The following is a 25042-nucleotide window of genomic DNA, read 5'->3' as shown; positions in this document are numbered from 1 at the left end:
CGATCCACATACGGACGCCCTCCCTGTCCTCCTGCGGAGACGCCGAATAGGCTTGAGACGTGAAATGCACTAAGATTGTGAAGTCTGTGTTGCGCCTTGCCCTCAATCGGAGGGTCGGGCCACCGACAGTCGCAATGAACCTCCTGTTACGGAGAGACCGTAACCGTTCAGCCCAAAGGAGGTGGGTTCACATATGCGTCCTTATGAGTTGATGGTGATCTTCGACCCCGAGGTCGAAGACCGCGCCGTTGAGCCGTCGCTGCAGAAGTTCCTGAATGTCATCACCACCGACGGTGGAACCGTCGACAACGTTGACATCTGGGGCCGTCGCCGTCTGGCCTACGAAATCAAGAAGAAGTCTGAGGGTATCTACGCAGTGGTCAACTTCACCGCTGCCCCCGCTACCGCTCAGGAACTGGATCGCCAGCTCGGCCTCAACGAGACCGTTCTGCGCACCAAGATCATCCGTCCGGAAGACCAGAAGGTTTCCGCAGAGTAATTCTGCGTGACTTCGGTCCTCCACATTTCTCGCAGGAACCCCAAGGAGGAAGCAGATGGCAGGCGAAACCCCAATCACCGTTATTGGCAATCTGACCAACGACCCCGAACTGCGTTTCACGCCGTCCGGTTCGGCCGTTGCGAACTTCACCATTGCTTCCACCCCGCGGACCTTTGACCGCCAGTCGAATGAATGGAAGGACGGGGAAACCCTGTTCCTTCGCGCTTCGATCTGGCGTGAGGCTGCCGAGAACGTCGCAGAATCCCTGACCAAGGGCATGCGCGTGATCGTCAGCGGCCGTCTGAAGAGCCGCACCTACGAGACCAAGGAAGGCGAGAAGCGCACCGTCATGGAGCTCGAGGTCGACGAGATCGGCCCGAGCCTCCGGTACGCCAACGCGAAGGTCAACCGCAACCAGCGCTCCGGCGGTCAGGGTGGCGGCGGCTGGAACGGCGGCCAGTCCGGCAACGGTGGCGACTCCTGGGGCAACCAGGGCGGGGGCTCTTCGGCTCCCTCCGGCGGAAACCAGGGTGGCAACTGGGGCGGCAACAGCCGTCCTCAGCAGCGTCCGGCCTCTCAGCCGCAGGACGACCCGTGGGCGACCCCGGGTGTGTCCGATGGCTGGGGCAACGGCCCGGACTCCGAACCGCCTTTCTAAACCACAACATTCACCATCCCGTGGATCACTCCACGGGCTCCCAGGAAAAGGAGCTCCACGATGGCTAAGGCTGAAATCCGTAAGCCCAAACCAAAGTCCAACCCCTTGAAGGCCGCTGACATCACCGTCATCGACTACAAGGACGTCGCACTTCTGCGCAAGTTCATCTCTGACCGTGGCAAGATCCGTGCCCGCCGTGTCACTGGTGTCTCCGTTCAGGAACAGCGCAAGATCGCACAGGCAATCAAGAACGCCCGCGAAGTTGCTCTGCTCCCTTACTCCGGCGCTGGCCGCGGCTAAGGAAGGGATTCACTACCATGGCAAAGCTCATTCTTACCCAGGAAGTCACCGGTCTCGGTGCTGCTGGCGACGTGGTCGAGGTCAAGAACGGGTACGCCCGTAACTACCTTCTGCCCCGCGGCTTCGCTCTGACCTGGACTCGCGGTGGCGAGAAGCAGGTCGAGAGCATCAAGGCTGCCCGCGCTGCTCGTCAGCAGGCCAGCCTCGAGGCCGCTCAGGCCCAGGCTGCCGCCCTGTCTGCCAAGAAGGTCGTCCTGAAGGCGAAGGCCGGCGTCGCCGGTCGTCTCTTCGGCACCATCAAGCCGAGCGACGTCGTCGCCGCTGTCGAGGCCGCAGGCCTGGGCTCGGTCGACAAGCGCTCCGTGCAGCTGCCGGTCCACATCAAGTCCACCGGTTCCTACACCGCGAACGTCCGTCTGCACGACGACGTGACCGCTGTGGTCAACCTGGAGATCGTGGCCAGCAAGTAGTCACGTAGTACGGAGTTCCCCGAAACCGAGCGCAGCGAGGCTCCAGGGAACTGCTGCAGGACTTCGGAAGGCGCTCCACCCCTCGGGGTGGGGCGCCTTCGTCATTCCCGGGGCGCTCCGCTTTCCGAGGTCACCTTTCAGGAGACTTTCGCGGGCAGCCTGCGCCGCCGCGGAGGAGCCGTCAGGGCCGGTGGTCGTGCTCCATCGTATGGGCGTAGCCGAGGCGTGCGAGCTCGCTCAGGACGTCAGGATCCACGTCGGAGAGCCGGTTGACGTACAGGCAGCTCACGCCGCGCCGGTGCTTGCCCAGCCGCTCCAGCAGGTGTTCCGCTTCAGGGTGGGCCAGCAGGCCGTACAGGGCGAACTTCCCCTTCCGCGGCGAGAAGCCGAGCGGAGGGGCATCGCCCTCGTGGCCGCTCTCGTAACGGTAGTGATACTGACCGAAACCCACGATCTTCCCCGTCCAGAGGACCGCCGTATGGCCGCTCAGCGCCTCGAACAGGCGGATCAGGGTCTGGGAGTCGGCCTGCTGCTCCGGGCGGTCCAGGGAGGCGATCAGGTCCTCGGTGGGCGAGGATCCGGCGGCGGCGTGGAGGGGGTGCATGCCTCCATCCAAGCACCGCCGGCGTGCCGGGAATAGATCCAGAGGGCACGCGTTAAGGAAAGTAAATGCAAATGCATCTACTATGGGAGTGTGGATCACATGGAATCAGCAACTGAGCCCCGCAAGGTCGTGGTTCTCTCGGCAGGCCTGGGCGTGCCGTCGTCGAGCCGTCTGCTGGCGGATCAGCTCGCCGCGGCGACTCAGCGCTCCCTGACCGACCTCGGCATCCAGTCGGAGGTGGAGGTGGTGGAACTGCGGGATTACGCCGTCGACATCGCCAACAACTTCGTCACCGGATTCGCGGCACCGCGCCTCGCGGACCTCATCTCGTCCGTGGAGAACGCGGACGGACTGGTGGCGGTCAGCCCGGTGTTCAGCGCGAGTTTCAGCGGCCTCTTCAAGTCGTTCTTCGACGTCGTCGACCCGAAGGCGCTAGAGGGGACCCCCGTGCTCCTGGGCGCCACCGCGGGGACCGACCGGCACCAGATGGTGCTGGACTACGCGATGCGGCCCCTGTTCGGCTACCTCCGCTCGCGCGTGGTGCCCACCGCGGTGTTCGCGGGTCCGCAGGACTGGGGGAACACGGACGACGGCGCGCAGAGGGGTTCGCTGGCCGACCGGGTCGAGCGCGCGGGTGGTGAGCTCGCCGGCATCATCGCGGAGGCTCCCGCGCGCCAGCGCGAGGACGACATGGTGTCCCTCCCCTTCGAGCAGCTCCTGGCGGGCATCTCGGCCCACTAGGGCAGGTCGCTAGAGCAGGGAGACGAACTCCCGGGCCTCGTCGAGGGAGATGGTCGAGTGGCGGGCGAGGAGGGCTGCGGCCTGCTCCCGCTCGCCCTGGACGGCGAGCTCCCGGATCCGTCCGTAAATCTGGTCGTTGAGCATGTTGCTGCTCACCTCGAGCGTGGTGTCTCCGCTGCTCGCGATCGCGCGGTAGCGGTAGCCGAACACCTCGGGGGCGTCCTCTTCTCCGGTCTCGCCCGCGTTCGCCGGCTGAGGCGCGGCGAGGTACGGCTGAGGGTAGCGGGCCATGGCGAGCACGGTGTCCCGTGCCTGGCGGAGGCCGACGCCGGTGGCTTCGCGGTACACCTTGATGGCACCGATCAGCTGCTCCTGCGCGATCAGGGAGTACAGCGCGCGGTGCTGCTCCGAGCTCAGCCCCCGGGTGGCCTCCCGGGCCAGTTCCCGAGGATCCACGTCTTCCCGGGGCTCCGCGGGGCGGTTCCAGCGGCGGGCCAGCAGCAGAACCACGGCCACGACGGCGATCAGGATGAGAAGCGGGATCAGGAGAGGTTCCACGCCACCAGCCTATTCCAGACGGGCGCGCCGCGCATGAGCCCAGCTCACAGGCTCACCCGGGAGGGCGCAGCAGGTTGTCCACATCCCGGGCTGCGGCCTGTGGATGAAAAAATATCCGGAAATTCTTCCCCTCCACACGATGTAGACACTATTTCCGCAGGTCAGAGTGCGTTTTAGGTTCCGGCCCCTCCCACTTACCCACAAGTGGACCCAGGGAAGCGCACAAGCTCGGCTCGGTCATCCACAAGTTATCCACAGCTGTGAGGACATGTGGGCTTTGAGGCTGTGGGAAACCCGACTACCGTGAGTGGGTACTCCACCCGGGACGGCGCGCGCCGCGCGATGCGGCCGCCGTCGCGACCGATTCCCCGAGTCGGTTCTCCAGGGTGTCCCTCCTCCCGTGATCCGGGGAGGGACCGCCGTCCTGGACCGATCCGGAACGGTCGGAGGGGGGAGCCGCACTCCGGCCGGACCCACCTGTCAGATCGAGCGCCTGTCGGCTCGGAATTTCTGTCAGTCCTGCCGGGGAAGATCTTCTTGACAGACAGCAGGAAAAAGGAAGGCAACCGTGTCCGTAGCGCCCATCGAGGCCGTGGATGGCCCGCGTCAAGACGACAACCTGAGGACTCCCCCGCAGGACATCGCCGCTGAACAATCCGTCCTGGGAGCCATGCTCCTCTCCAAGGACGCGATCTCCAGCGTCAGCGAGGTCATGCGCGGCAATGACTTCTACCGTCCCGCCCACGAGGCGATCTTCGACGCCATCCTCGATCTGGACTCGCGGGGCGAGCCGGTGGACGCCGTCACGGTCTCGGACGAGCTGACCAAGCGCGGCGAGATCAACCGCATCGGCGGCCCGGCCTACCTCCACGAGCTCCTGCAGACCGTCCCCACGGCCGCGAACGCCAACTACTACGCGGACATCGTCGCCGAGCGCGCCGTGCTGCGCCGGCTCATCACCGCCGGCACCAAGATCGTCCAGCTGGGCTACGGCCAGGACGGCGAGGTCGAAGAACTGGTCAACCAGGCGCAGGCCGAGGTCTACGCCGTGGCCGAGCGCACCACCACCGAGGACTATGTCGCCCTGAAGGACGTCATGGAGCCGACCCTCGATGAGATCGAGGCAGCCGGCACCCAGACGGGCGGCATCTCCGGCATCCCCACGGGCTTCCGGGAGTTCGACGAGCTGACGCACGGTCTGCACCCCGGCCAGATGATCGTCATCGCGGCCCGTCCCGCCGTGGGCAAGTCGACCTTCGCCCTCGACTTCGCACGGTCCGCCGCCATCGCCAACAACCTGCCCACCGTCTTCTTCTCGCTCGAAATGGGCCGGAATGAGATCGCCATGCGTCTGCTCTCCGCCGAGGCGGAGATCAACCTTCAGGATCTGCGCCGCGGCACGGTCAAGCAGGACCAGTGGGACAAGATCGCCGGCAGCATGGCCAGCATGAACGACGCCCCGCTCTTCATCGATGACAGCCCGAACATGACACTCATGGAGATCCGCGCGAAGTGCCGCCGCCTCAAGCAGCAGCACGGTCTCAAGCTCGTCATCCTCGACTACCTCCAGCTCATGACGAGCGGCAAGAAGGTCGAGTCCCGTCAGCAAGAGGTCTCCGAGTTCTCCCGTGCCCTCAAGCTGCTGGCCAAGGAGATCCAGGTGCCGGTCATCGCGCTCTCGCAGCTGAACCGTGGTTCGGAGCAGCGTACGGACAAACGGCCCATGGTCTCCGATCTGCGTGAATCCGGCTCGATCGAGCAGGACGCCGACATGGTCATCCTCCTCCACCGTGAAGAGGTGTACGACAAGGAGACGGCCCGTGCCGGCGAGGCGGACATCCTGATCGCCAAGCACCGTAACGGCCCCACCAAGGACCTCGTGGTCGCCTTCCAGGGCCGGTACTCGCGCTTCAAGGACATGGCCGCAGAACAAGAAGGATTCTGATGGCCCGTGAGGCGCGGCTGGGCCGGGAGATCCTCCGGCTCGCCGTCCCGGCCTTCGGCGCGCTCATCGCCGAGCCGCTCTTCCTGCTGGCGGACTCCGCCATCATCGGCCATCTCGGCGTCGCGGAACTGGCCGGCGCCGGCCTGGCCACCACGGTGCTGCACACCGCGGTGGGCCTCATGGTCTTCCTGGCGTACTCCACCACGCCGGCCGTCGCGCGGCTCGTGGGCGCGGGGCATCCGGAGAAGGCTCTGGCCGCAGGACGGGACGGCTTGTGGCTGGCGGGCGTCCTCGGAGTCGTCCTCGCCCTGCTGGGCCTGTGGACCGCGCGTCCGCTGCTGGCCACCCTCGGAGCCAGCGACGAGGCGGTGCTCGGTTTCGCGGCGGAGTACCTGCTGTGGTCCCTGCCGGGCCTGGTGGCCATGCTGCTCGTCTTCGCCGGGACAGGCGTCCTGCGCGGCTTCCAGGACACCCGCACGCCCCTCGTGGTGGCCGGAGCGGGCTTCGGCATCAACATCGTGCTGAACTGGATCCTGGTGTACGGGATGGGCCTCTCCGTGGCGGGCTCCGCCCTCGGGACCAGCATCGCCCAGTGGCTCATGGCGCTCGTCTACATCGTCATGGTCGCCCGGAGGGCCTCCCGGCTGGGGGTCAGGATGGCTCCGGACCTCCGAGGAGTGCTCTCGCTGGCTCAGGTGGGCTCGTGGCTCATGCTGCGCACGGCGTCCATGCGCCTGGCCATCCTGGCGACGGTCTTCGTGGCGAGTGCGCAGGGCGCCGTGAATCTGGCGGCTCATCAGCTCACCATGACCATCTTCAGCTTCCTCGCCTTCGCGCTGGACGCCCTCGCCATCGCGGCCCAGGCGATGATCGGCAAGGAACTGGGCGCTCACCAACTGGAGAAGGTCCGAGAGCTGACCCGCACCATGATGCGCTGGGGCCTCGGGTTCGGGGTCATCACCGGGGTGTTCCTGGCCGCCGTCTCCCCCTGGGCCGGCTGGCTGTTCACCCCGGATGAGCGGGTTCATCAGTCCTTGATCGCCGCACTCCTGGTCCTTGCCGTGGGGCAGCCCATCGCGGGACTGGTGTTCGTGCTGGACGGTGTCCTGATCGGCGCCGGGGATGCGCGGTATCTCGCCCTGGCGGGCGTGGTCAACGTCCTCGTGTACGCGCCGCTCCTGCTCGGGGTGTATTTCCTGGCGCCGCAGGAGGGCCCGTGGGGACTGTTCTGGCTCTGGCTCGCATTCGGCATCGGTTATATGTCCGCCAGGGCATTGACGCTGGGCTGGCGGGTCAGGAAGGACGACTGGATGGTGGCCGGGGCATGAGACTCAGCGTCGTGACGGTCGCCCGATTCGCCGCCTGATCGCCGCGGCTTTAAGCTTGAAGGCGTGACTATGGACCAGGAACTCCCCCAGAATGAGCCTGTCGAGGGCCCGAGTGCCTCGCGGGATGCCGGAAAACTCTGGGCGCCCTTGCTGGTCCGGTCGCTCGTGGCCCTGGTGTTCGGCGCCGTCACGGTCTTCTGGGTCGGGCCCAGCCTGGCCGTCTACGCCTACGCAGCCGCCGGGTACCTGGTGGCGAGTGGAGCCTCGCTCTTGTGGCTCGGACGCCTCTCCTCCGACTCACTGCGCACCCCGCTCACGGTGGCCGCGATCGCCGAGGCGGCCGCCGCCGTCGTGATCCTGGTGCTCAACCCGCACACCGACTCGGGTGTCACGCTGGCGCTCTCCGCGGCCCTGGCGGTGGCCGGCGCGGTGGAGGTCGGGCTGTTCCTCAAGCGCCGCACGTCCAGCGAAGCGCGGGCCCTCGGGCGGGATCTGCTGATCTCCGGCGTCGTCGGGCTCGGCACCGCGTTGCTGTTGCCCTTCTTCATCTCACTGGGCGCCCACGCGCTCCTCGGAGTGGCCGGCGGCGGCGCCGTGCTGACCGGCGTCCTGTGGATCCTCTCGGCGCTCACCCTCCGTCACGATGCGCGGCGCAGCCCCGGATCGCTGAACGCGTAAACTGGTAGAGGTTCTACGCGAGGTAGAAACCAGTGCCACGAGGGCACGCACGATGGCAGCCGCGGAAGCTGCACGATTCAGACGCACGACAAGCCAGGAGTTGGACAGTGGACGGGCAGCAGCCGGAAGAACAGCGTTCAGTGCGGTCGTCCATCAAGGGTCCCTTGATGTTCTCCGCTTTCTGGGCCGTGGTGGCCTTCTTCGGCGTGCTGATCTTCGCCTCCGGCGGCAGTGCCAAGATGCAGCGCTTCGACCTCGCTTTCACGGGCGCCGGCATCGCGTTCATCGTCACCCTGGTCATCGCGGCCATGCTCTCCCTGACGCACAAGAACAACGCCCCGTACCTCGGTGAGGGCTCCGGCGTGCACCTCTCCTCCGCGGACGAAGCCGGCGAGTCCGGCGACTCTGAGAAGCCCGACGACGAACAGGGTTCACACCACTAGGGAGAATTCCTGACCACTCGTTAGACTGGCTGCACTTCGCATACCGCCACGGCGCCGACACCCTGAGCGCCGCCAACAGATGAGGTGTCCCGGTCCATGTCCCGCGTTCCCCAAGCCCCCAAAGCAGCCCGCAAACCGGGCAGCGGTGCCTCCAAGAACGCGCGGGGCGGAGTGCTGGCGATGCCGTCACGGAAGACCCTGATCACCACGGGCGCCGTGGTGCTGGGAGCGATCGTGGTGGTGCTCCTCGCGATCTGGATCCGGTCCACCACTGCGGGCCAGGATTTCATCCGCACCTACCCCGGGCATTCCGAGCTTCCGGCGGGGACGCAGGAAGGCCTTCCGCTCTGGCTGAGCTGGCAGCATTTCCTGAACGCCTTCTTCCTGCTGCTGATCGTGCGCACCGGTCTCCAGGTGCGGACCGTGCAGCGCCCCGCGGCGTACTTCACGCGCAACAACAAAGGCTTCATCAAGACCAAGAACCCGCCGGCCAAGATCTCGCTGGACCTGTGGTTCCACCTCTGCCTCGATGCGCTCTGGGTCCTCAACGGCGTGGTGTTCATCGTGCTGCTCTTCGCCACCGGCCACTGGGTGCGGATCGTCCCGACGAGCTGGGACGTCTTCCCGAACGCCGTCTCCGCCGGCCTGCAGTACGCCTCCCTGAACTGGCCCACTGAGAACGGCTGGGTCAACTACAACGCGCTGCAGCTGCTGACGTACTTCCTCACGGTGTTCGTCGCGGCGCCGCTCGCGCTCCTGACGGGCATCCGGATGTCCGGCGCGTGGCCCAAGAAGGCGGCCGTCAACAAGTTCTACCCGCTGGAGCTCGCCCGCAAGGTCCACTTCCCGGTCATGATCTACTTCGTGGCCTTCGTCGTGGTGCACGTCTTCCTCGTGCTCAGCACGGGCATGCTGCGGAACCTGAACCACATGTACGGCAACCACGACGGCGAGGACTGGCTGGGCTTCTGGCTCTTCGTGGCCTCGCTGGTGGTCATGGCGGCGGCCTGGCTGCTCGCCCGCCCGGTCTTCCTGCGGCCGATCGCATCCCTCATGGGCAAGGTCGGCCGCTGAGCGCCACGACCCGGGCCATAACACGGGCCTGACGGCCCTGACGGGCGCGTCGCCGGCCAAGGCGCTGTCGGCGTCGTCCTGGCCCGGCTTCTGAGGGGCGCGTCGGCCGTCAGCTCCGCTGGCGGGCCCGGTATGCGGCGACGTGCGTGCGATTGGCGCAGTTGCCCGTGTCGCAGAACCGTTTGGAGCGGTTGCGGCTCAGGTCCAGCACCGCGGCGTCGCAGTCCTCGGCCGCGCACAGCGCCAGCCGGGAGAGCTCCTTGGAGCGGATGACGTCCAGGATCCCCATGGCGGTCTCGGTCGCGATGCGGTCCGCCAGCGGCGCCTCGTGGGTCGTCGCGTGGAGATGCCAGTCCAGGCCGTCGTGTTTCATCAGCTGGGGCAGCGCCCGGGCGTCCCGGAGGATCCTGTTGACCTCTTCCGCCGCCTCGTCCTCCGGGGACGTCCACAGGGCGCGCAGGACGTCCCGCAGCCGTCGCACGGAGGCGAGCTCGGCGTCGTCGTGCGTGCGAGAGCCGTAGAACTCCTCGCGCGTCAGGAAGGCGGTCAGGTGTTCGTCATCCGGGAGGAGTTCCGCCCCGTTCGCGCTCGTGTTGATGAGATTCATGGCGGAACGCAGGGCCACCTCGGTGTCATGAGCAAAAACCATATTGACTCCTTACTTCTCCTGCCACTACTGTCACGAGTAAAGCACGTTTCACTCCTGACAGGAACTCGCCATGCCTCGCACCGCAGCGACCGCGCGCCGCGCCCCTTCGGCCTTCGTCGGCGTCCCCGTGGCGCTGCTCTCCTCGGCGGTGTTCGCCACCTCGGGGTCCTTCGGCAAATCCCTGCTGGAGATGGGCTGGTCGCCCGGAGCCGCGGTCGCGATGCGCCTGAGCGGCGCCGTCGTCATTCTGACGCTTCCGGCCCTCTGGTCGCTGCGTGGCAAATGGCACCAGGTGCGGGACAACTGGCTCACGATCGTCCTCTTCGGCCTGTTCGGCGTGGCGGCGTGCCAGCTCTTCTACTTCAACGCCGTCCAGACCCTGTCGGTGGGGGTCGCGCTGCTCCTGGAATACCTGGCGCCCGTCATGATCGTGCTGTGGCTGTGGGTGATCAAGCGGCACGCGCCGCGATGGCTCACCATCACGGGGACGGTGGTGTCGATCGCAGGCCTGCTCCTGGTGCTCGACCTCGGCGGCGCGCGCGTCGACCCGGTGGGTGTCCTCTGGGGCGTCGCGGCCGCGGTCTGCCTGGTGGTCTACTTCTTCATCACCGCCCGTCAGAATGAGGGCCTGCCGCCGCTGGTGCTCGCCTCGGGCGGGATGCTCGTGGGGGCCGTGGTGCTGTGGATCGTGACCCTCAGCGGGATCATGCCGCTGCGCTTCACCTTCGGCGATGCCCACCTCGGCGGCGCGTCGGTGCCGTGGTGGATCTCCCTGGCCGGGATGGTCATCCTGTCCACCGTGATCGCTTATGTGACCGGCATCTACGCGTCGCGGGCCCTGGGTTCCAAGGTGGCGTCGTTCGTGTCCCTCACGGAGGTCCTGTTCGCGGTCGTATGGGCGTGGCTGCTGCTCGGCGAACTCCCGGCGCCCATCCAGATCGGCGGCGGCATGCTGATCGTCCTGGGCGTCCTCCTGGTGCGGGTGGACGAGCTCCGGGACCCCGACTTCACGGACGAATCGGCCATGGTGGCCGAGGCGGTGCCGGCCGGGCGGCCCGAGGCCCGGGTCGACGCCTGAGCCGAGCGCCCGGGAGCGGCGCTTCGACGACGACGGCGCCCCCTCCCGGCCGCCACCCGCCTTTCCGGGTGGGCGGGGCCGGGGGTGGGGCGCCGTCGTCGTGATCGCAGAGTGTCCGCGTCAGGCGCGGTCCGCGACGACCACGTAACCGGCCTCCGCCACCGCTTCGCCGATCTCCTCGGGGGAGAGTTCCCCGCGCGAGGAGATCGTCACGGTGGAGACGCCTCCGGCGTTCAGGTCCACGTCGACGCGTTCCACGCCGTCGACCGCTTCCAGTTCCTCCGTCACGGAGGAGACGCAGTGGCCGCAGGTCATGCCGGAGACGGAGACCTGGGTGGTGATCAGGGATTCGGGGGTGCTCATGATGTTCTCCTCGGGTGACGTGATTCGGGGGACGGGTGCTTGATCAGCGCAGCAGGCGCCCGATGGCGTCCGTGGCCTCTTTGACCTTGGCGTCGACCTTCTCCTGGCGCAGCGCGCCGTCGGACTCCTCCGCGGCGCCCACGACGCAGTGGCCGATGTGCTCCTCCACCAGTCCCAGACTGACGGCATGGAGAGCCTTGTTGACGGCGGCGATCTGCGTGAGGATGTCGATGCAGTACTTGTCCTCATCGACCATGCGCGCGATGCCCCGGACCTGGCCTTCGATCCGCTTCAGACGCCGCTGGTAGGCCTCTTTGTTGGCGGAGTAGCCGTGCTGGTGGGGGTGTTCCTGAATGCCGGACTCGCTCATGTTTTGAGGGTATACCCCCTAGGGGTATCAATCAAGGGCCGCGGCGGGGCCGGAGGCGCGATTCCGGGAAATGGAAAGCCCCGGAACACGTCATTGGGGGATACGTGCTCCGGGGCAGCTCATGGGGCAACTTCTTCGTCGCTGGATCGAGCTTAGCGGCAAGTCCGGGCGCTTCGCCACTTCTGCCGATAACTAATCGCGGCGGACTTTCGTGACAGAAAATCAACAACCGTATGAATCGCAGATGCGGAGAAAACCGGCGCAGAATTCCGCACTATTGCGGGTGATCTGAAGCAGTGCTTGCATGGAGGCATGTCAACGGCGACGCAGTATCTGGTGGCGATCGGTACGAAAAAGGGCCTCTGGCTGGCCCGCAGCAAGGACCGCAAGGACTGGGTCCTGGACGGACCTCATTTCCTCATGACGGAGGTCCCGAGCATCGGCATCGACACCCGGGACGGAACGCGGCTCCTCGTGGGCATCCGTTCCGAGCACTGGGGTCCCACGGTGGCGCACTCGGACGATCTCGGCGCCACCTGGACTGAACCGGACGGGGGCGGGATCGCCTTCGGCGAAGGCGACGGTGCCGCCGTCGAACGCATCTGGCAGCTGCAGCCCGATCGGGAGGACCGTCCGGGCGTCGTCTGGGCTGGCGTCGAGCCGATCTCGCTCTGGCGATCCGACGACGGCGGCGAGCACTTCGAACTGAACCGCGGACTGTGGGAGCACCCGCACCGTCCGGAATGGGGCGAGGGGGCCGGCGGCGGTGCGGTGCACTCGATCATCCCCGCGCCCGACGGATCCACCGTGCACGTCGCCATGAGCACCGGCGGCGTCTACCGCACGCGGGACGGCGGGGAGAGCTGGCAGGCGACCAACCGGGGCATCGGGGCGTCGTTCCTGCCGGGCGAGTTTCCCGAGTTCGGGCAATGCGTCCACAAGATCGCCGCCGACGCGGGGGATCCGGATCAGATCTATGCGCAGAATCACGGCGGGGTGTACCGGACGCGGGACGCCGGCGACAGCTGGCAGGCGATCGAGCACGGGCTGCCGGCGAACTTCGGTTTCGTCATGCTGAGCCATCCGCGCAATGCCGGGACGGCGTGGGTGATCCCGCTGGCCGCGGACGTGGAGCGTATCCCTGTGGACGGGCATCCTGCTGTCGGGCGCACGCGGGACGCGGGGGAGAACTGGGAGATGCTCGACGCCGGCCTGCCCGCCAAGGATTACAACTCGATCCTCCGGGACGCCGCTGCCGTCGACACCGGGGAACCCGTGGGGGTCTACTTCGGGACCCGTGGCGGCAGCGTCTACGCGAGCTCCGACGAGGGCGCCACCTTCCAGGAGATCGCGTCGCATCTGCCGGACGTGCTGTGTGTCCGGGCGGCGGTCATCGAGGTGCCGGATCAGGGATCGGCGGCCGATGACGGAGTCCTGGCGGCGAGCTGAATGGGTGCCTTCACGGTTCTGCTCCCCAGTGTCCTGCGCCCCCTGGCGCAGGACGCGGACCTGCTGGATGTCGAGCTTCCCGACGACGGCGGGCCGGCCACCGTGGCCCGCATCCTGGGCTCTGTGGCGGCCGACCATCCCGTGCTGGGCCGGCGGCTCCGCGATGAGACGGGAGCCCTCCGGCGTCATGTGAACGTGTACCTGGGACCAGATGAGGTCCGCAGGCTTCAGGGGCTCGAGACCGAAGTCCCTGAAGGGGCGGAGCTGATGATCATTCAGTCCGTCGCGGGTGGCTAGGACTCCGGTCCGTCAGGCGACCCGCCACAGCTGGTAGTCCTGGGAGTCGAGAACGCGGCGTTGGCCCGTCTCCTCGTCCCGGATCCAGACCACGCCCAGGCCGGGAGCGATGTCCTGGACCTGGCCGCGCCGGACGAACGTGGTCCGGGGCATCAGGTGGAAGCGTTCGGCCTCCACGTGATCACCACGGCGCAGTTGGTGGAGCGAACTGATGAGGGTTCGTGCGGTCATGTCCCTTCACCTCCACGGAGAGAAATTTTCGGTACTCCCAGTCAACCTGCCCGGCATTTCAGGCGGGTTTCGGTGCCGTAAGAAGTGGGTGAGGGCGCGGTTACGGATGGGTCGGGTGTGCGGATGCGGGTCGCGCGTCAGAGGAGGCCGGTGAGGCGCCAGGATCCCGGCGCCCCCTCAAGGGCGACGATCCCGGTGTTGGCGAGTGGCAGACGGACGTCGAACGCGCCGTCGTGCGTCACCCGGGCCGCGGTCCAGCAGCGGATCGCCGCACCGTGGCTGACAGCCAGGACGCTGGCGTCGGAACCGTGAGTATGGGCCATTCGGTCCACGGCGGCATCGAAACGGCGGAAGAAGGCGGTGTGATCCTCCGCGCCGTCGATCCGCGACAGGGTGTCACCCAGGCCCCAGGCGATGACGTGAGCGCCGTAGCTGGCGCACGAGTCGTCGTCGTTCAGCATTTCGAGCACGCCGGCACCGATCTCTTCCAGTCCCTCGAGCACGGTGGCCGGGAGGTTCCTGGCCTGGGACAGAGGGCCGGCGGTGAGCTGGGCCCGCAGCAGAGGCGAGGCGTAGACGGCGTCCAGGTGTTCCGCGGACAGCCGTTCCACGAGAGCGTGCGCCTGTTCCAGGCCCAGATCCGTCAGCCCTGGACCCGGGCGCCCCGTGTCCAGGGCGCGGCGCAGGTTACTGGGCGTCTGGCCATGCCGGACCAGGAACAGGCGCACGGCCGGGGCTACTTCAGGTAGTCGACCAGTGCCGCCGCCACGCCCGTGTAGGACGCGGGGGTCAGCTGGAGGAGGCGGTCCCGTGCCTCGTCCGAGAGTCCCAGGCCGGAGACGAACTCCTGCATGCGCGCCGCATCGACGCGGTGGCCGCGGGTGAGGTCCTTGAGGCGCTCGTACGGGTTCTCCATCCCGGGAACACCCGCGATGGCCTCGGCGCGCATCACGGTCTGGATGGCCTCGCCGAGAACCTCCCAGTTGCCGTCCAGATCGGCGGCGAGGACGTCCACGGACACCTTGAGCTGCTTGAGCCCCTTGACCACGTTGCTGATGGCCAGCAGCGAGTGCCCGAACGCGACACCGATGTTGCGCTGCGAGGACGAGTCCGTGAGGTCACGCTGCCAGCGGGAGGTGACCAGGGTCGAGGCCAGGACGTCGAGCAGTCCGCTGGAGATCTCGAGGTTGGCTTCGGCGTTCTCGAAGCGGATCGGGTTGACCTTGTGCGGCATCGTGGAGGAGCCGGTGGCGCCGGCCACGGGGATCTGCGCGAAGTACCCGATGGAGATGTAGCTCCACACGTCGGTGCAGAAGTTGTGCAGGATGCGGTTGAAGCGGGCGACGTCGGCGTACAGCTCCGCCTGCCAGTCATGGCTTTCGATCTGGGTGGTCAGCGGGTTCCAGTCCAGGCCCAGGCCCTCGACGAAGGTCCGGGAGACTTCGGTCCAGTCGGCGGCCGGCACGGCGGACACGTGGGCGGCGAAGGTGCCGGTGGCGCCATTGATCTTGCCGAGGTACTCCGTGCGGGAGATCCGGTCCAGCTGGCGGCCGAGGCGGTGGGCCACGACGGCGAGTTCCTTGCCCAGTGTGGTGGGGGTGGCCGGCTGACCGTGGGTGCGGGACAGCATCGGGACGTCACGGTTCTCCGTGGCCATGGCGCTGATCTGGTCCACCAGGGCGCGTGCGGCCGGAAGCCAGACGTCCTCCACGGCGCCCTTGACGCCGAGCGCGTACGACAGGTTGTTGATGTCCTCAGACGTGCAGGCGAAGTGCACCATGGGGGTCAGGGATTCGATCCCGATGGCCGGCAGGCGGCGGCCGATGTAGTACTCCACGGCCTTCACATCGTGGACCGTCACGGCCTCGATCTCCGCGAGCTCGGCCACGGAATCCGCGTTGAACTCCGTGACGATGGCGCGCAGCTGTTCCTGCTGCTCCTGGCTCAGCGGTGCCGAGCCGGGAAGGACGGAATTCGAGGTGAGGTGGATCAGCCACTCCACCTCGACGGCGACGCGGTCACGGTTCAGAGCGGCCTCGGACAGGTAGTCCACCAGGGGTGCCACGGCTGCACGGTACCGGCCGTCCAGGGGCCCTAGGGCGATCTGGCCCTCGCCTGCAGCCAGGGAGAGACGTCCGGACGGGATGCGCGCAGTGGTTTCAGCCATGTGCTCATTCTTTCACGGGCAGGGCGGCTGTCTCATCCCGGTGCGGCCATGTGGACAATGCGTGACGTGCTCCGTCCACATGGTCACGTCCACTCCTCCTGCGCAGGGCCCGTGCCCCTAGCGTGAAGTCAGGCCGGCATCCATCGAGCGAGGAGGAATGACATGGACGCGGTGCATCAGAGGTTCGTGAATCCCCGGGGCGGGCAAGGCGACGCCGGAGCAGGGCTCGTGGAGCTCGCGCTCTGGATCGGGCGGCAACGGGACGAACTCTCCACGGCCCTCGTCGCCTTGCGTCAGGCAGGCGGTCTGAGCTGGGCCTCTGCGGCGGGAAACGCGTACCGGACAGCCCTGGAGGAACGACGCCGGAGCCTCCTTCGTGCCGGCGAGGCGATGGAGGCGGCGCGGACGGCGCTGATGCTGCAGTACTCCTCCTCCAGTGCGGTGTCCTCAGGTGGCAGCGGGCCGGCGGTTGCCCGGCGGCCCGGAGGCGGGGCCGATGGTGACACGGGTCCGGCGGTCCACTACGAGGGGCGATGATGACCGACGCATCCGGTGAGAGCGGCTTCTGGATCAACGGACGGTACAGCCTGGTGACGGTCGATCCCCAGGAGCTCTGGACGGCGTCCGGGCGGATCGATCTCGTCGCTGACGGACTGCTGAGATGCCTGCAGGGGATCCAGGGCCGGTGGGAGGAGATTCTGGATCTGGGTCTGGGACCGGCGGGCGGGGCAGGGGTCAGTCAGTGCGGAGCCGCGGTGAATCAGGCCACCGCACTCCTCGACGGTGTCGTCTCGGCGTTACGGTCGATGTCCGCTTCACTCCGAGGGGCGGCCACCTCCTATCAGGAGGCCGAACGCGGCACCGAGTCGACGGTGGCCGGTGCGGGGGACCTGATTCAGTCCGGCCTGTGGCTTGTGCCGGGGCTGCTCGCATATGTCCTGGGGGTGATCGATCCGAGGGCCCGTGACGGTTATCTCAAGGCGCTCGGCGCAACCGGGGCCAAGGACCCCGTGGATGCCCTCACTCATGCTCTGTCGTCCTGGGCCGGGGGCGTGGAGGAGGCGCGGCTCCGGCAGGGTGCGGTGACTGTGACGGCGGAGCGATGGGGCGAACCTCCTACGGTGCCGTCGCCCGGCGGCTTCGTCGGTTCGGCGATCCGGGGTGCGGGGCTTGCCGGAGGTGACGGCTCCGGGGGACCCGCCGGGAAGCCGATACCGCTCTCTTCGGTGGTGGTGGACAAATACCCGCGGACCGACGGCAGCTACGCCGTGGTGGTGAGCATTCCCGGCACAGAGAAGTGGGCACCCTATGATTCGCCGGAGACCACCGACGATCTCAAGGGCAACATCGCGGCGATGGCGCAGGGAACGGAGCGGCGAGCGTATCTGACCCAGACTCAGGCCGCCGTGGTCAGAGCACTGGAGGCGGAGAAGGTCACCCGGAGGGATGACGTCGTGCTGAACGGTTACAGTCAGGGCGGGATCAATGCGGTGGCGCTCGCGGCTGACAAGGGATTCACCGCGCGATACCCGGTCCGTGCGGTCACGACCGCGGGCTCGCCGGTCGCCCGGTTCCTGGATCGGGTGGACGCGAGCGTGCTGGCGCTCGAGAACCAGCAGGACGTGGTTCCTGCGCTCGACGGCGCGCCCAACCCCCGGCGGCCGAACATCGTGACGGCGCGGTTCTCGGCCGAACCGGCCACCCTTGACCCGGTCCTGGCCGGGATGGCCGGCGGCAGGCCCTCCGATGCGCTCAAAGGATCTCTGGACGTGCCTACGAGAATCCGGAACGCTCATGACATCAGGAACTACATCGCCGCGGCGGACCGGCTGGACTCCAGCCACGATCCCGCAGTCCGCCGGCATCAGAAGGTCCTCACGGACATCATGGGTCCGGATCGGCTCGACACGTCACCCGGTTCAGCGCGGAGGGCCACTCGCACTGTCTACACGGCCCACGAGGCGCCCCTGGGGGAGGACCAATGCCGACCCTGACCACTCGCGCGTCAGCGCCTGCGACACCAGCCCCCGGTGCCGACGGGAAGCCGGCGTGGAAGAGAGGAAGGCGGCAGCGGTCGCTTGGAGTTCAGAGGAACTCGGGCCGGCTCAGCGGTCCCTGTCTCGGTCGAAGAGCCGGTCCGTGATCAGGGAGATCAGGCTGATGATCAGCGCGCCCAGGACTGCGGTCCAGAAGAAGGTGTCGATCCCGAGGTGGACGGGCGTGAAACCACTGAGCCAGGAGGTGAGGTAGAGCATGGCGGCATTGATCACCAGGGTGAACAGACCGAGCGTCAGGACCGTCACGGGCAGAGCCAGGAAGCGGACCACGGGCCGGATCCACGCGTTTACCACCGCGAAGATCAAGCCGATGAAGAGGTACGCCAGAATGCTTCCGAGGGTGTCCGCGGGAGCGGAGGGAGCCGCGCCGGCCACCAGGTTCTGGGCTGCTCCCGTGGACAAAGTGAGTCCGGGCAGGAGCCAGGTTGCCACCCAGAGGGAGAACGCATTGATCGCCAGACGCAGGAGGAACTTCGCCATGCAACCATGCTGTCATACCTGTCTGGGCGTAGGCCCGGCAATTAGGGTGGAGATATGAGCTCCCATGTGTCGCCCTCCGAGGGTGTGTCCGCAGACCACGGTCAGGAAATCCTTCCCCGTCCCGCAGTGGGACTCCTTCCCAAGTACACGGCAGGCAAGCCCCCGCGCGTCCTGGAGGGCCTGACCAGCTACAAGCTCTCCTCCAACGAGGTGGCGCTCGACCCTCTGCCGCAGGTCAAGGAGGCCGTGGCGGACTTCGACGGTTTCAATCGCTATCCTGATCCCCTGGTCACTCAGCTGCGTGAGCGGATCGCTCAGGAATTCGGCGTGCCCGCCGAGGACGTGGTCACCGGCGCCGGAAGTCTCGGCGCCCTGGTGCAGATCATCGGAGCTTTCGCAGGGCAGAACCCGGACGGCAGCCAGGACGAGGTCCTCTACGCGTGGCGTTCTTTTGAGGCCTACCCCATCTGTGTCGGCCTGGCCGGAGCCCGCAGCGTTCAGGTCCCCTTGCTGTCCGACGGACGCCATGACCTCGACGCCATGGCCTCGGCGATCACCGAGAACACCAAGGTGATCCTCCTCTGCACTCCGAACAACCCCACGGGCCCCGTCCTGCGGACCCAGGAGACCCATGACTTCCTGGCGAAGGTTCCGGCCAACGTCCTGGTGGTGATCGATGAGGCGTATGTCGAATTCGTCCGTGACCCCGATGCCGTCAAGGGTCTTGAGTTCCTGGAACGCTACCCCAACGTCGTGGTGCTGCGGACCTTCTCCAAGGCCCATGGCCTGGCGGGTCTCCGCGTCGGTTACTCGGTCTCCCATCCCGAGGTGACCCAGTACCTCCGGCTGTCCGCGACTCCTTTCGCGGTGTCCCAGGTGGCCGAGCGCGCCGCCGTCGCATCGCTGGACCATCTTCCGGAAGTGCTGGAGCGGGTGGACGGTGTGGTGGCGGAACGTGAGCGAGTGGTCACCGCCCTGGCATCCCAGGGCTGGGAGATCCCCCAGGCTCAGGGCAATTTCGTGTGGTTGCCGCTGGGCGAGGACACGGCCCGCTTCGCCGAACTGGCCGGAACGCACGGTCTGTCCGTCCGGGCGTTCGCTCCGGAGGGCGTGCGGGTCAGTATCGGCGAGCCTGAGGCGAACACGCGATTCATCGAACTGTGTGAGGAATTCCGGCGGTCCTGAAGGGCAGCGTGTATTCCGTTGCGTTCACGACTTAATGATCACTTCTCCCGGAAATCCGGCTAAAGTGATCCCCGGACCAGATATATTCCACCCCGGGAATACATGCCTGGGGTGGAATATATCGATTGATTCCCACGAGGTGTGGGACGGATGCAAGGAGACGGCATGGGCGTAGGGCAGCTGCCGACCACTGAATTCAATGACGAGGAACTCGACGACCACCCGGAGACTCACCAGGACCCGGCGTCCCAGCCGGCCGGCGGGGACATGATCCAGCTTCTGGATGCTCAGGGGAACCGTCGGGAGGACCCGGTGTTCGGGCCGTATGTCGAGTCCTTGGATCCCGAGGCGCTGCGTGCGTTCTACCGTGACATGGCCGTGGTGCGCCGCTTCGATCAGGAGGCCACCGCGCTCCAGCGCCAGGGCCAGCTGGCCCTGTGGGTCCCTCTGACCGGCCAGGAGGCGGCCCAGATCGGGTCCGGGCATGCGCTCCGCCCCGAGGACTTCGTCTTCCCCAGCTATCGCGAACACGGGGTGGCGCTGTCCCGCGGCCTCGACATGTCGGACCTGCTCAGGCTCTTCCGCGGTGTCACTCATGGCGGTTGGGATCCCCGGGAGAAGAACTTCAACATCTACACCTTGGTGCTCGCCGCCCAGGTGCTCCACGCGGTCGGCTACGCCATGGGGATCCAGCGCGACCAGGCCTCCGCTCAGGCGAAGGGCCAGGCGGCGGAGGATGCCGCCGTCGTCGCCTATTACGGTGACGGCGCGAGCAGCGAAGGCGACGTCCACGAGGCGATGGTCTTCGCCTCCAGTTACAAGGCTCCCGTGGTGTTCTTCTGCCAGAACAACCACTGGGCGATCTCGGTGCCGTCCAAAGTCCAGACGAAGGTCCCCCTGGCGCACCGCGCCCAGGGATACGGCTTCCCCGGAGTCCGCGTGGACGGCAACGACATCCTCGCGGTGCACGCGGTGACCCAGTGGGCGCTCGACCGTGCCCGCAAGGGCGAGGGCCCGGTGCTGATCGAAGCCTTCACCTACCGCCTGGGTGCTCACACCACGGCCGACGATCCCACCAAGTACCGCACCAGTTCCGAAGAGGACCAGTGGCGGGCGAAGGATCCCCTCACGCGACTGGAGACCTACCTCCGGGCCGAGGGCCTTGCGGATGACGCCTTCTTCGAGGACGTCCGTCGCCAGGGTCAGGAACTGGCGGACTCCGTCCGTCAGGCCGTCCTGTCGATGGAGGGCCCCAGCATGGAGGAAGCGTTCGCTCACGTGTACTCGCAGGCTCATCCTCTGGTCCAGGAGGAACTGCAGTGGTACCGGGAGTACGAGGCAGGATTCGAGAACGCGGAAGGCGCGGGTGAGGGCTGAGCCATGACCACCATGACCATTGCCAAGGCCATCAACGAGGGCCTTCGCGAGGCCCTGGGCCAGGATGAGAAGACCCTGCTGATGGGCGAGGACATCGGGGCCCTCGGCGGCGTCTACCGGGTCACCGACGGCCTGCAGCAGGAGTTCGGCGAAGACCGCGTGGTCGATTCGCCGCTCGCGGAAGCCGGCATCATCGGCACGTCGATCGGTCTCGCCATGCGTGGCTACCGGCCGGTCTGCGAGATTCAGTTCGACGGTTTCGTCTTCCCCGGTTTCAACCAGATCACCACCCAGCTGTCCAAGTACCACGCGAGGACGAGCGGAGCGGTGACGCTGCCCGTGACCATCCGCATCCCGTACGGCGGGGGCATCGGTTCGATCGAGCACCATTCGGAGTCCCCCGAGGCCCTGTTCGCCCACACGGCTGGCCTGCGGATCATCACCCCCTCCAACCCGCATGACGCCTACTGGATGACCCGGCAGGCCATCGAATGCGAGGACCCGGTGATCGTCTTCGAGCCCAAGAAGCGGTACTGGCTCAAGGGTGAGGTGAACACCGAGGATCCCGGCACGTCGGCGGATCCGTTCAGCGCTCATGTGGTGCGGCAAGGATCCGACGCCACGCTGGTCGCCTATGGTCCGCTCGTCCCGGTGGCCCTCGCCGCGGCCGCTGCCGCAGAGGAGGACGGCCGCAGCATCGAGGTCATCGATCTGCGGAGCATCTCCCCGATCGATTTCGACACCGTGGAGGCCTCGGTCCGCAAGACCGGCCGGCTTCTGGTCACGCACGAGGCCCCGACGTTCGGCGGGATCGGCGGCGAGATCGCGAGCCGGATCAGCGAACGCGCCTTCCTCAGCCTGGAGGCGCCGGTCATCCGGGTGGGCGGTTTCCACATGCCGTATCCGGTGGCGAAGGTCGAGGAGCACTACTTGCCGGACATCGACCGCATCCTCGAAGCACTCGACCGCGCTTTCTCCTACTGAGGCCACGGAGTTTAGGGAAATCATGAGCACGCAGAAATTCAATCTCCCCGATGTGGGCGAAGGCCTGACCGAGGCCGAGATCGTGTCCTGGAAGGTCAAGGTGGGGGATACGGTCGCGATCAACGACGTCCTCTGCGAGATCGAGACCGCGAAGTCCCTCGTGGAGCTTCCGTCCCCGTTCGCCGGCACGGTGACCGCGCTCCTGGTTCCTGAAGGCAAGACGGTCGACGTGGGCACCCCGATCATCGCGGTGGGCGCCGCAGGAGACAGCGCCGCGGACGACGACGGCGCCTCGCCGGCAGCGCCCGCGGCCCAGCCGTCCGCTGCGGCCGAGTCCCCCCGGGTCGCCTACGGCACGCTGCCCGTCGACGACTCCGAGGCCCCGGGTCCCCTGGTGGGCTCCGGGCCGAAGGCCGACGCGGTCAAGCGCCGTCCGCGCCGCAATGGCAGCGCAGCCGCGTCGCCGGCTCCGGCGGCGTCCCCGGCCGCCCCTCAGGTCCCGGCTGCTCCCGCGCAGCCCGCCGCCGTCGTGCGTCCGGCTCAGCAAGCGTCAACGCCTCCCGTCCCGTCCGCTCCTCCCACGTCGGCCACGTCGTCGACTGCCGGGGCCGCCGGCGAGGAGCGCCCCGGTCTCGGCGGCGCCCTGACCGGCCTCGTCAGCCGGGTGCTGGCGAAGCCGCCGGTGCGGAAGATCGCCCGTGATCTCGGCATCGATCTCGCGCTGGTCACCCCCACCGGCGCCCGCGGCGAGGTGACCCGTGAGGACCTGGTGAGCTACCAGTCCCAGCGGGAGGCCGAGCAGGACCAGGCCGGCAAGTTCTGGACCGCTCCTGCGAGGAACCCGGAGCGCCGGATCGAGCGCATCCCGGTGAAAGGCGTGCGCAAGGCGACGGCCAAGGCCATGGTGGATTCCGCCTTCCAGGCCCCGCACGTCTCGATCTTCGTGGACATCGACGCCAGCCGCACCATGGAGTTCGTGCAGCGCCTCAAGAAGTCCCGCGACTTCGAAGGCATCAAGGTCTCCCCGCTCCTCATCCTCGCCAAGGCCGTCATCTGGGCCGCCGCGCGCAATCCCAGCGTGAATTCGGAATGGGTGTCCGGTCCGGAGGGCGACGAGATCCACGTCAAGCACTTCATGAACCTCGGCATCGCCGCCGCCACGCCGCGCGGTCTGCTCGTCCCCAACATCAAGGACGCGCAGGACCTCTCCCTCAAGGAGCTCGCGGTGGCGCTGAACGAGCTCGCGACCACGGCCCGGGCGGGCAAGACCAGCCCGGCTGACATGCGGGACGGGACCCTCACGGTCACCAACATCGGCGCCCTCGGCATCGACACCGGCACCCCGATCATCAACCCGGGTGAGGTGGCGATCGTCGCGTTCGGCACCATCAAGCAGAAGCCGTGGGTGGTCTCCGGCGAGGTCATCCCGCGGTGGATCACCACGCTCGGCGGCTCGTTCGACCACCGCGTGGTCGACGGGGACCTCTCGGCCCGTTTCATGGCCGACGTCGCGGCGATCATGGAAGAGCCTGCGCTGCTGCTCGACTGAGTGTCGGCTCCGTGACCGAATGCCGGCGCTCCGCTGAGCCTCCTCACCGCAGGTATCAGGGCGAGCCGGGCTTCCGAAGGCCGGAGGCGCCGGTCGCGGGACGATTCGAGAGAGGAACAGGATGACCGAGTGGATCACCCGTACGCTGGCCGACGGCGACCGGGAGGAGTGGGCCCGGCTGTTCGAGGGGTACTGCTCCTTCTACGGCCGTGAGCTGACCCCGGAGCACCGGGACGTCGTCTGGTCGTGGCTTCAGGACGGCCGCCTGACCGGCCTGGTGGCCGAGGATCCCGCGGCCCCGGGACGTCTGCTGGGCCTGGCACATGTCCGGCCCGTGGTGCGTCCTACGCTCGGCGTGGTCGCCGGCTACCTGGACGACTTGTTCGTGGACCCCGCTGGGCGTGGCGGAGGCGTCGTGGACGCCTTGTTCGACGCGATCCGCGCCCAGGCCCGGGCGGAGGGGTGGAGCCACGTCCGGTGGATCACCTCGGAGGACAACTACCGGGCCCGTGCCGTCTACGACCGCCTCTCGACCCGCACTCCGTTCCTGACGTACCAGCTCGACCTCGAGGCCTGATCGGAGGCTTGCACGACGGCGGCGCCGCCCCCGGACGTTCCGCAGGGAACCTCGGGGGGACGGCGCCGTCGTCGTGCGGGCTGCGCGTGAACGCGCGGCCGGTGCGTGCGCTGGTCGGGAGACCGGTCAGGACACCGTGGTGTTGACGATGTAGACGTCGCAGGGGGCGTTGTGCGCGACGGTGTTAGCGACGGAACCCAGGACGCGGCCGATGCCGCTCATGCGGCGGTTGCCGACCACGATCACATCGGCGCCGAGGCGCTCGGCCTCGGACAGGAGGGCGTCGGCCGGCTTGCCGCGGGCGGACAGGTACTCGACGTCCGTGCCCAGGCCCTCGGCGACCTGCTTGGCCACGCGCTGCGCGTCATCGGCGTCGGACATGATGAAGGTGTCGCTGCCGCTGCCGAAGACCTCGACGTTGTCCTTGTCGAAGGCGGTGATCACGTGCAGCCGGGCTTCGAGGCCCTGGGCCAGCTTGTAGGCCGCTGCGGCAGCCCGGGCCGCGGTCTCGCTACCGTCGACGCCAACAATCACAATTCCGGACATATCCGCTCCTCGTTGATGCTTATGTTGCAAGTAACTGTAGACGGCGGCGGCACGGCGGAAAAGTGCATCGGAGCTGGTGGATCGTTCGGCGCGGCCGGAGGAGATGTGAAACGGTCACTTTATAGTGAGGGCCGTCGGGTGTCCACTCCTTGCGCAACCCTGCGTTACCGACCGGTAGCTAGATAACGATCTGATTGCCAAGGAGTGAAATAGGCCTTTCAGACCGCGTGGTTCGTGGTACTTTTCCGATGGAATGTGACGCGCCGCACACAGGCCACGAGCCCGCGGCAGTCTGGAAGGAAACCCCGTGCACCAAAAATCCACGGCCCCTGCCTTGCGCGGTAGCCGTACGCCCTCACGCCTGCGCGCCATGCGTGAGAAGGGC

Annotated in this window: 30 protein-coding genes; 20 read left to right on the top strand and 10 right to left on the bottom strand. The window is 67.4% G+C overall.

The window, feature by feature from the left end; genetic code table 11:
* Positions 1 to 193: 193 nt before the first annotated feature.
* From rpsF to rplI, 4 genes are read left to right on the top strand one after another with little or no spacing between them, the layout of a single operon-like run.
* Positions 194 to 499 (top strand): 30S ribosomal protein S6, encoded by a 306-nt coding sequence (gene rpsF / locus P9849_RS16040; RefSeq protein WP_066213614.1) that lies wholly within the window; start codon positions 194 to 196, stop codon positions 497 to 499.
* A 55-nt stretch (positions 500 to 554) separates the two neighbouring features.
* Positions 555 to 1157, top strand: a complete 603-nt coding sequence (locus P9849_RS16035) for a single-stranded DNA-binding protein (protein WP_278267692.1) — start codon at positions 555 to 557, stop codon at positions 1155 to 1157.
* A 60-nt stretch (positions 1158 to 1217) separates the two neighbouring features.
* Positions 1218 to 1457, top strand: a complete 240-nt coding sequence (rpsR, locus tag P9849_RS16030; RefSeq protein WP_026820365.1) for a 30S ribosomal protein S18 — start codon at positions 1218 to 1220, stop codon at positions 1455 to 1457.
* A gap of 17 nt (positions 1458 to 1474) precedes the next feature.
* Positions 1475 to 1927 carry a 50S ribosomal protein L9 gene (rplI, locus tag P9849_RS16025; protein WP_066213620.1) on the top strand — a complete coding sequence of 151 codons (453 nt, stop codon included), beginning with the start codon at positions 1475 to 1477 and terminating at the stop codon, positions 1925 to 1927.
* A gap of 181 nt (positions 1928 to 2108) precedes the next feature.
* On the opposite strand, the gene P9849_RS16020 is transcribed toward rplI, so the two are convergent.
* Positions 2109 to 2531: a DUF1801 domain-containing protein gene (locus tag P9849_RS16020; RefSeq protein ID WP_278267691.1), complete on the bottom strand. Its 423-nt coding sequence runs from the start codon at positions 2529 to 2531 to the stop codon at positions 2109 to 2111.
* A gap of 99 nt (positions 2532 to 2630) precedes the next feature.
* Between P9849_RS16020 and P9849_RS16015 the strand changes: the two genes are divergently transcribed.
* Complete coding sequence (locus P9849_RS16015) at positions 2631 to 3272, top strand: FMN reductase (protein WP_278267690.1); 642 nt, start codon at positions 2631 to 2633, stop codon at positions 3270 to 3272.
* Positions 3273 to 3281: 9 nt separating this feature from the next.
* Here P9849_RS16015 and P9849_RS16010 read toward each other — a convergent pair whose 3' ends face one another.
* A complete protein-coding gene (locus P9849_RS16010; protein ID WP_278267689.1) occupies positions 3282 to 3830 on the bottom strand; it encodes a hypothetical protein in 549 nt (182 codons plus the stop codon).
* A gap of 568 nt (positions 3831 to 4398) precedes the next feature.
* Here P9849_RS16010 and dnaB point away from each other — a divergent pair.
* The 5 genes from dnaB to P9849_RS15985 all read left to right on the top strand — a co-directional run bounded on the left by dnaB (position 4399) and on the right by P9849_RS15985 (position 9298).
* Positions 4399 to 5775, top strand: coding sequence for a replicative DNA helicase (gene dnaB, locus P9849_RS16005; protein WP_066213631.1), 1377 nt, complete (start codon positions 4399 to 4401; stop codon positions 5773 to 5775).
* Positions 5775 to 7103 (top strand): MATE family efflux transporter, encoded by a 1329-nt coding sequence (locus P9849_RS16000; RefSeq protein WP_278267688.1) that lies wholly within the window; start codon positions 5775 to 5777, stop codon positions 7101 to 7103. The genes dnaB and P9849_RS16000 overlap by 1 nt, the downstream gene beginning before the upstream one ends.
* Before the next feature lie 69 nt (positions 7104 to 7172).
* Positions 7173 to 7781: a hypothetical protein gene (locus tag P9849_RS15995; protein ID WP_347567926.1), complete on the top strand. Its 609-nt coding sequence runs from the start codon at positions 7173 to 7175 to the stop codon at positions 7779 to 7781.
* Positions 7782 to 7948: 167 nt separating this feature from the next.
* Positions 7949 to 8224: a hypothetical protein gene (locus P9849_RS15990; RefSeq protein WP_278269178.1), complete on the top strand. Its 276-nt coding sequence runs from the start codon at positions 7949 to 7951 to the stop codon at positions 8222 to 8224.
* A gap of 180 nt (positions 8225 to 8404) precedes the next feature.
* Positions 8405 to 9298 carry a cytochrome b/b6 domain-containing protein gene (locus P9849_RS15985; protein ID WP_278269177.1) on the top strand — a complete coding sequence of 298 codons (894 nt, stop codon included), beginning with the start codon at positions 8405 to 8407 and terminating at the stop codon, positions 9296 to 9298.
* A 109-nt stretch (positions 9299 to 9407) separates the two neighbouring features.
* Here P9849_RS15985 and P9849_RS15980 read toward each other — a convergent pair whose 3' ends face one another.
* A complete protein-coding gene (locus tag P9849_RS15980) occupies positions 9408 to 9947 on the bottom strand; it encodes a CGNR zinc finger domain-containing protein (RefSeq protein ID WP_278267686.1) in 540 nt (179 codons plus the stop codon).
* A 70-nt stretch (positions 9948 to 10017) separates the two neighbouring features.
* On the opposite strand from P9849_RS15980, the gene P9849_RS15975 reads away from it, so the two are divergent.
* Positions 10018 to 11025 (top strand): DMT family transporter, encoded by a 1008-nt coding sequence (locus P9849_RS15975; protein ID WP_278267685.1) that lies wholly within the window; start codon positions 10018 to 10020, stop codon positions 11023 to 11025.
* A gap of 120 nt (positions 11026 to 11145) precedes the next feature.
* On the opposite strand, the gene P9849_RS15970 is transcribed toward P9849_RS15975, so the two are convergent.
* On the bottom strand, positions 11146 to 11388 hold the full coding sequence (locus tag P9849_RS15970) for a heavy-metal-associated domain-containing protein (RefSeq protein ID WP_278267684.1): 243 nt from the start codon (positions 11386 to 11388) through the stop codon (positions 11146 to 11148).
* Between the two features lie 43 nt (positions 11389 to 11431).
* A complete protein-coding gene (locus tag P9849_RS15965) occupies positions 11432 to 11758 on the bottom strand; it encodes a metal-sensitive transcriptional regulator (protein WP_278267683.1) in 327 nt (108 codons plus the stop codon).
* Between the two features lie 312 nt (positions 11759 to 12070).
* Between P9849_RS15965 and P9849_RS15960 the strand changes: the two genes are divergently transcribed.
* Positions 12071 to 13207: an exo-alpha-sialidase gene (locus P9849_RS15960; RefSeq protein WP_278267682.1), complete on the top strand. Its 1137-nt coding sequence runs from the start codon at positions 12071 to 12073 to the stop codon at positions 13205 to 13207.
* The gene (locus P9849_RS15955; protein ID WP_278267681.1) at positions 13208 to 13504 is read left to right on the top strand and encodes a MoaD/ThiS family protein; all 297 of its coding nucleotides are present in this window, start codon (positions 13208 to 13210) and stop codon (positions 13502 to 13504) included.
* Between the two features lie 12 nt (positions 13505 to 13516).
* Here the strand turns inward: P9849_RS15955 and P9849_RS15950 are convergent, their stop codons facing one another.
* From P9849_RS15950 to purB, 3 genes are all read right to left on the bottom strand, one after another.
* Positions 13517 to 13735: a hypothetical protein gene (locus P9849_RS15950; protein ID WP_066213663.1), complete on the bottom strand. Its 219-nt coding sequence runs from the start codon at positions 13733 to 13735 to the stop codon at positions 13517 to 13519.
* A gap of 137 nt (positions 13736 to 13872) precedes the next feature.
* A complete protein-coding gene (locus tag P9849_RS15945) occupies positions 13873 to 14463 on the bottom strand; it encodes a histidine phosphatase family protein (RefSeq protein ID WP_278267680.1) in 591 nt (196 codons plus the stop codon).
* An 8-nt stretch (positions 14464 to 14471) separates the two neighbouring features.
* Positions 14472 to 15902 carry an adenylosuccinate lyase gene (gene purB / locus P9849_RS15940; protein ID WP_278267679.1) on the bottom strand — a complete coding sequence of 477 codons (1431 nt, stop codon included), beginning with the start codon at positions 15900 to 15902 and terminating at the stop codon, positions 14472 to 14474.
* Between the two features lie 162 nt (positions 15903 to 16064).
* On the opposite strand from purB, the gene P9849_RS15935 reads away from it, so the two are divergent.
* Both P9849_RS15935 and P9849_RS15930 read left to right on the top strand, forming a co-directional pair.
* A complete protein-coding gene (locus tag P9849_RS15935) occupies positions 16065 to 16439 on the top strand; it encodes a hypothetical protein (RefSeq protein WP_278267678.1) in 375 nt (124 codons plus the stop codon).
* Complete coding sequence (locus tag P9849_RS15930) at positions 16436 to 17896, top strand: hypothetical protein (protein WP_278267677.1); 1461 nt, start codon at positions 16436 to 16438, stop codon at positions 17894 to 17896. The genes P9849_RS15935 and P9849_RS15930 overlap by 4 nt, the downstream gene beginning before the upstream one ends.
* Positions 17897 to 18007: 111 nt before the next feature.
* Here the strand turns inward: P9849_RS15930 and P9849_RS15925 are convergent, their stop codons facing one another.
* A complete protein-coding gene (locus P9849_RS15925; protein WP_278267676.1) occupies positions 18008 to 18439 on the bottom strand; it encodes a phage holin family protein in 432 nt (143 codons plus the stop codon).
* 54 nt (positions 18440 to 18493) lie between these two features.
* Between P9849_RS15925 and P9849_RS15920 the strand changes: the two genes are divergently transcribed.
* The 5 genes from P9849_RS15920 to P9849_RS15900 all read left to right on the top strand — a co-directional run bounded on the left by P9849_RS15920 (position 18494) and on the right by P9849_RS15900 (position 24111).
* Complete coding sequence (locus P9849_RS15920; protein ID WP_278267675.1) at positions 18494 to 19624, top strand: histidinol-phosphate transaminase; 1131 nt, start codon at positions 18494 to 18496, stop codon at positions 19622 to 19624.
* 165 nt (positions 19625 to 19789) lie between these two features.
* Positions 19790 to 21001, top strand: a complete 1212-nt coding sequence (pdhA, locus tag P9849_RS15915; protein WP_278267674.1) for a pyruvate dehydrogenase (acetyl-transferring) E1 component subunit alpha — start codon at positions 19790 to 19792, stop codon at positions 20999 to 21001.
* Between the two features lie 3 nt (positions 21002 to 21004).
* A complete protein-coding gene (locus tag P9849_RS15910; protein ID WP_278267673.1) occupies positions 21005 to 21985 on the top strand; it encodes an alpha-ketoacid dehydrogenase subunit beta in 981 nt (326 codons plus the stop codon).
* 22 nt (positions 21986 to 22007) lie between these two features.
* Positions 22008 to 23534: a dihydrolipoamide acetyltransferase family protein gene (locus tag P9849_RS15905; RefSeq protein WP_278267672.1), complete on the top strand. Its 1527-nt coding sequence runs from the start codon at positions 22008 to 22010 to the stop codon at positions 23532 to 23534.
* Between the two features lie 121 nt (positions 23535 to 23655).
* Complete coding sequence (locus P9849_RS15900; protein WP_278267671.1) at positions 23656 to 24111, top strand: GNAT family N-acetyltransferase; 456 nt, start codon at positions 23656 to 23658, stop codon at positions 24109 to 24111.
* Positions 24112 to 24237: 126 nt separating this feature from the next.
* Here P9849_RS15900 and P9849_RS15895 read toward each other — a convergent pair whose 3' ends face one another.
* Positions 24238 to 24657, bottom strand: coding sequence for a universal stress protein (locus tag P9849_RS15895; protein ID WP_278267670.1), 420 nt, complete (start codon positions 24655 to 24657; stop codon positions 24238 to 24240).
* Between the last annotated feature and the right edge of the window lie 385 nt (positions 24658 to 25042).

The sequence above is a fragment of the Arthrobacter sp. Y-9 genome, assembly GCF_029690065.1.
Lineage (GTDB): Bacteria > Actinomycetota > Actinomycetes > Actinomycetales > Micrococcaceae > Arthrobacter_E.
This window is presented reverse-complemented; position numbering and strand designations above follow the sequence as displayed.

Coding starts and splice junctions, on each gene's coding strand:
- rpsF (WP_066213614.1), top strand. CDS start 194: ATGCGTCCTTATGAGTTGATGGTGATCTTCGACCCCGAGGTCGAAGAC.
- P9849_RS16035 (WP_278267692.1), top strand. CDS start 555: ATGGCAGGCGAAACCCCAATCACCGTTATTGGCAATCTGACCAACGAC.
- rpsR (WP_026820365.1), top strand. CDS start 1,218: ATGGCTAAGGCTGAAATCCGTAAGCCCAAACCAAAGTCCAACCCCTTG.
- rplI (WP_066213620.1), top strand. CDS start 1,475: ATGGCAAAGCTCATTCTTACCCAGGAAGTCACCGGTCTCGGTGCTGCT.
- P9849_RS16020 (WP_278267691.1), bottom strand. CDS start 2,531: ATGCACCCCCTCCACGCCGCCGCCGGATCCTCGCCCACCGAGGACCTG.
- P9849_RS16015 (WP_278267690.1), top strand. CDS start 2,631: ATGGAATCAGCAACTGAGCCCCGCAAGGTCGTGGTTCTCTCGGCAGGC.
- P9849_RS16000 (WP_278267688.1), top strand. CDS start 5,775: ATGGCCCGTGAGGCGCGGCTGGGCCGGGAGATCCTCCGGCTCGCCGTC.
- P9849_RS15995 (WP_347567926.1), top strand. CDS start 7,173: ATGGACCAGGAACTCCCCCAGAATGAGCCTGTCGAGGGCCCGAGTGCC.
- P9849_RS15990 (WP_278269178.1), top strand. CDS start 7,949: ATGTTCTCCGCTTTCTGGGCCGTGGTGGCCTTCTTCGGCGTGCTGATC.
- P9849_RS15985 (WP_278269177.1), top strand. CDS start 8,405: ATGCCGTCACGGAAGACCCTGATCACCACGGGCGCCGTGGTGCTGGGA.
- P9849_RS15980 (WP_278267686.1), bottom strand. CDS start 9,947: ATGGTTTTTGCTCATGACACCGAGGTGGCCCTGCGTTCCGCCATGAAT.
- P9849_RS15975 (WP_278267685.1), top strand. CDS start 10,018: ATGCCTCGCACCGCAGCGACCGCGCGCCGCGCCCCTTCGGCCTTCGTC.
- P9849_RS15970 (WP_278267684.1), bottom strand. CDS start 11,388: ATGAGCACCCCCGAATCCCTGATCACCACCCAGGTCTCCGTCTCCGGC.
- P9849_RS15965 (WP_278267683.1), bottom strand. CDS start 11,758: ATGAGCGAGTCCGGCATTCAGGAACACCCCCACCAGCACGGCTACTCC.
- P9849_RS15960 (WP_278267682.1), top strand. CDS start 12,071: ATGTCAACGGCGACGCAGTATCTGGTGGCGATCGGTACGAAAAAGGGC.
- P9849_RS15955 (WP_278267681.1), top strand. CDS start 13,208: ATGGGTGCCTTCACGGTTCTGCTCCCCAGTGTCCTGCGCCCCCTGGCG.
- P9849_RS15950 (WP_066213663.1), bottom strand. CDS start 13,735: ATGACCGCACGAACCCTCATCAGTTCGCTCCACCAACTGCGCCGTGGT.
- purB (WP_278267679.1), bottom strand. CDS start 15,902: ATGGCTGAAACCACTGCGCGCATCCCGTCCGGACGTCTCTCCCTGGCT.
- P9849_RS15935 (WP_278267678.1), top strand. CDS start 16,065: ATGGACGCGGTGCATCAGAGGTTCGTGAATCCCCGGGGCGGGCAAGGC.
- P9849_RS15930 (WP_278267677.1), top strand. CDS start 16,436: ATGATGACCGACGCATCCGGTGAGAGCGGCTTCTGGATCAACGGACGG.
- P9849_RS15925 (WP_278267676.1), bottom strand. CDS start 18,439: ATGGCGAAGTTCCTCCTGCGTCTGGCGATCAATGCGTTCTCCCTCTGG.
- P9849_RS15920 (WP_278267675.1), top strand. CDS start 18,494: ATGAGCTCCCATGTGTCGCCCTCCGAGGGTGTGTCCGCAGACCACGGT.
- pdhA (WP_278267674.1), top strand. CDS start 19,790: ATGGGCGTAGGGCAGCTGCCGACCACTGAATTCAATGACGAGGAACTC.
- P9849_RS15910 (WP_278267673.1), top strand. CDS start 21,005: ATGACCACCATGACCATTGCCAAGGCCATCAACGAGGGCCTTCGCGAG.
- P9849_RS15905 (WP_278267672.1), top strand. CDS start 22,008: ATGAGCACGCAGAAATTCAATCTCCCCGATGTGGGCGAAGGCCTGACC.
- P9849_RS15900 (WP_278267671.1), top strand. CDS start 23,656: ATGACCGAGTGGATCACCCGTACGCTGGCCGACGGCGACCGGGAGGAG.
- P9849_RS15895 (WP_278267670.1), bottom strand. CDS start 24,657: ATGTCCGGAATTGTGATTGTTGGCGTCGACGGTAGCGAGACCGCGGCC.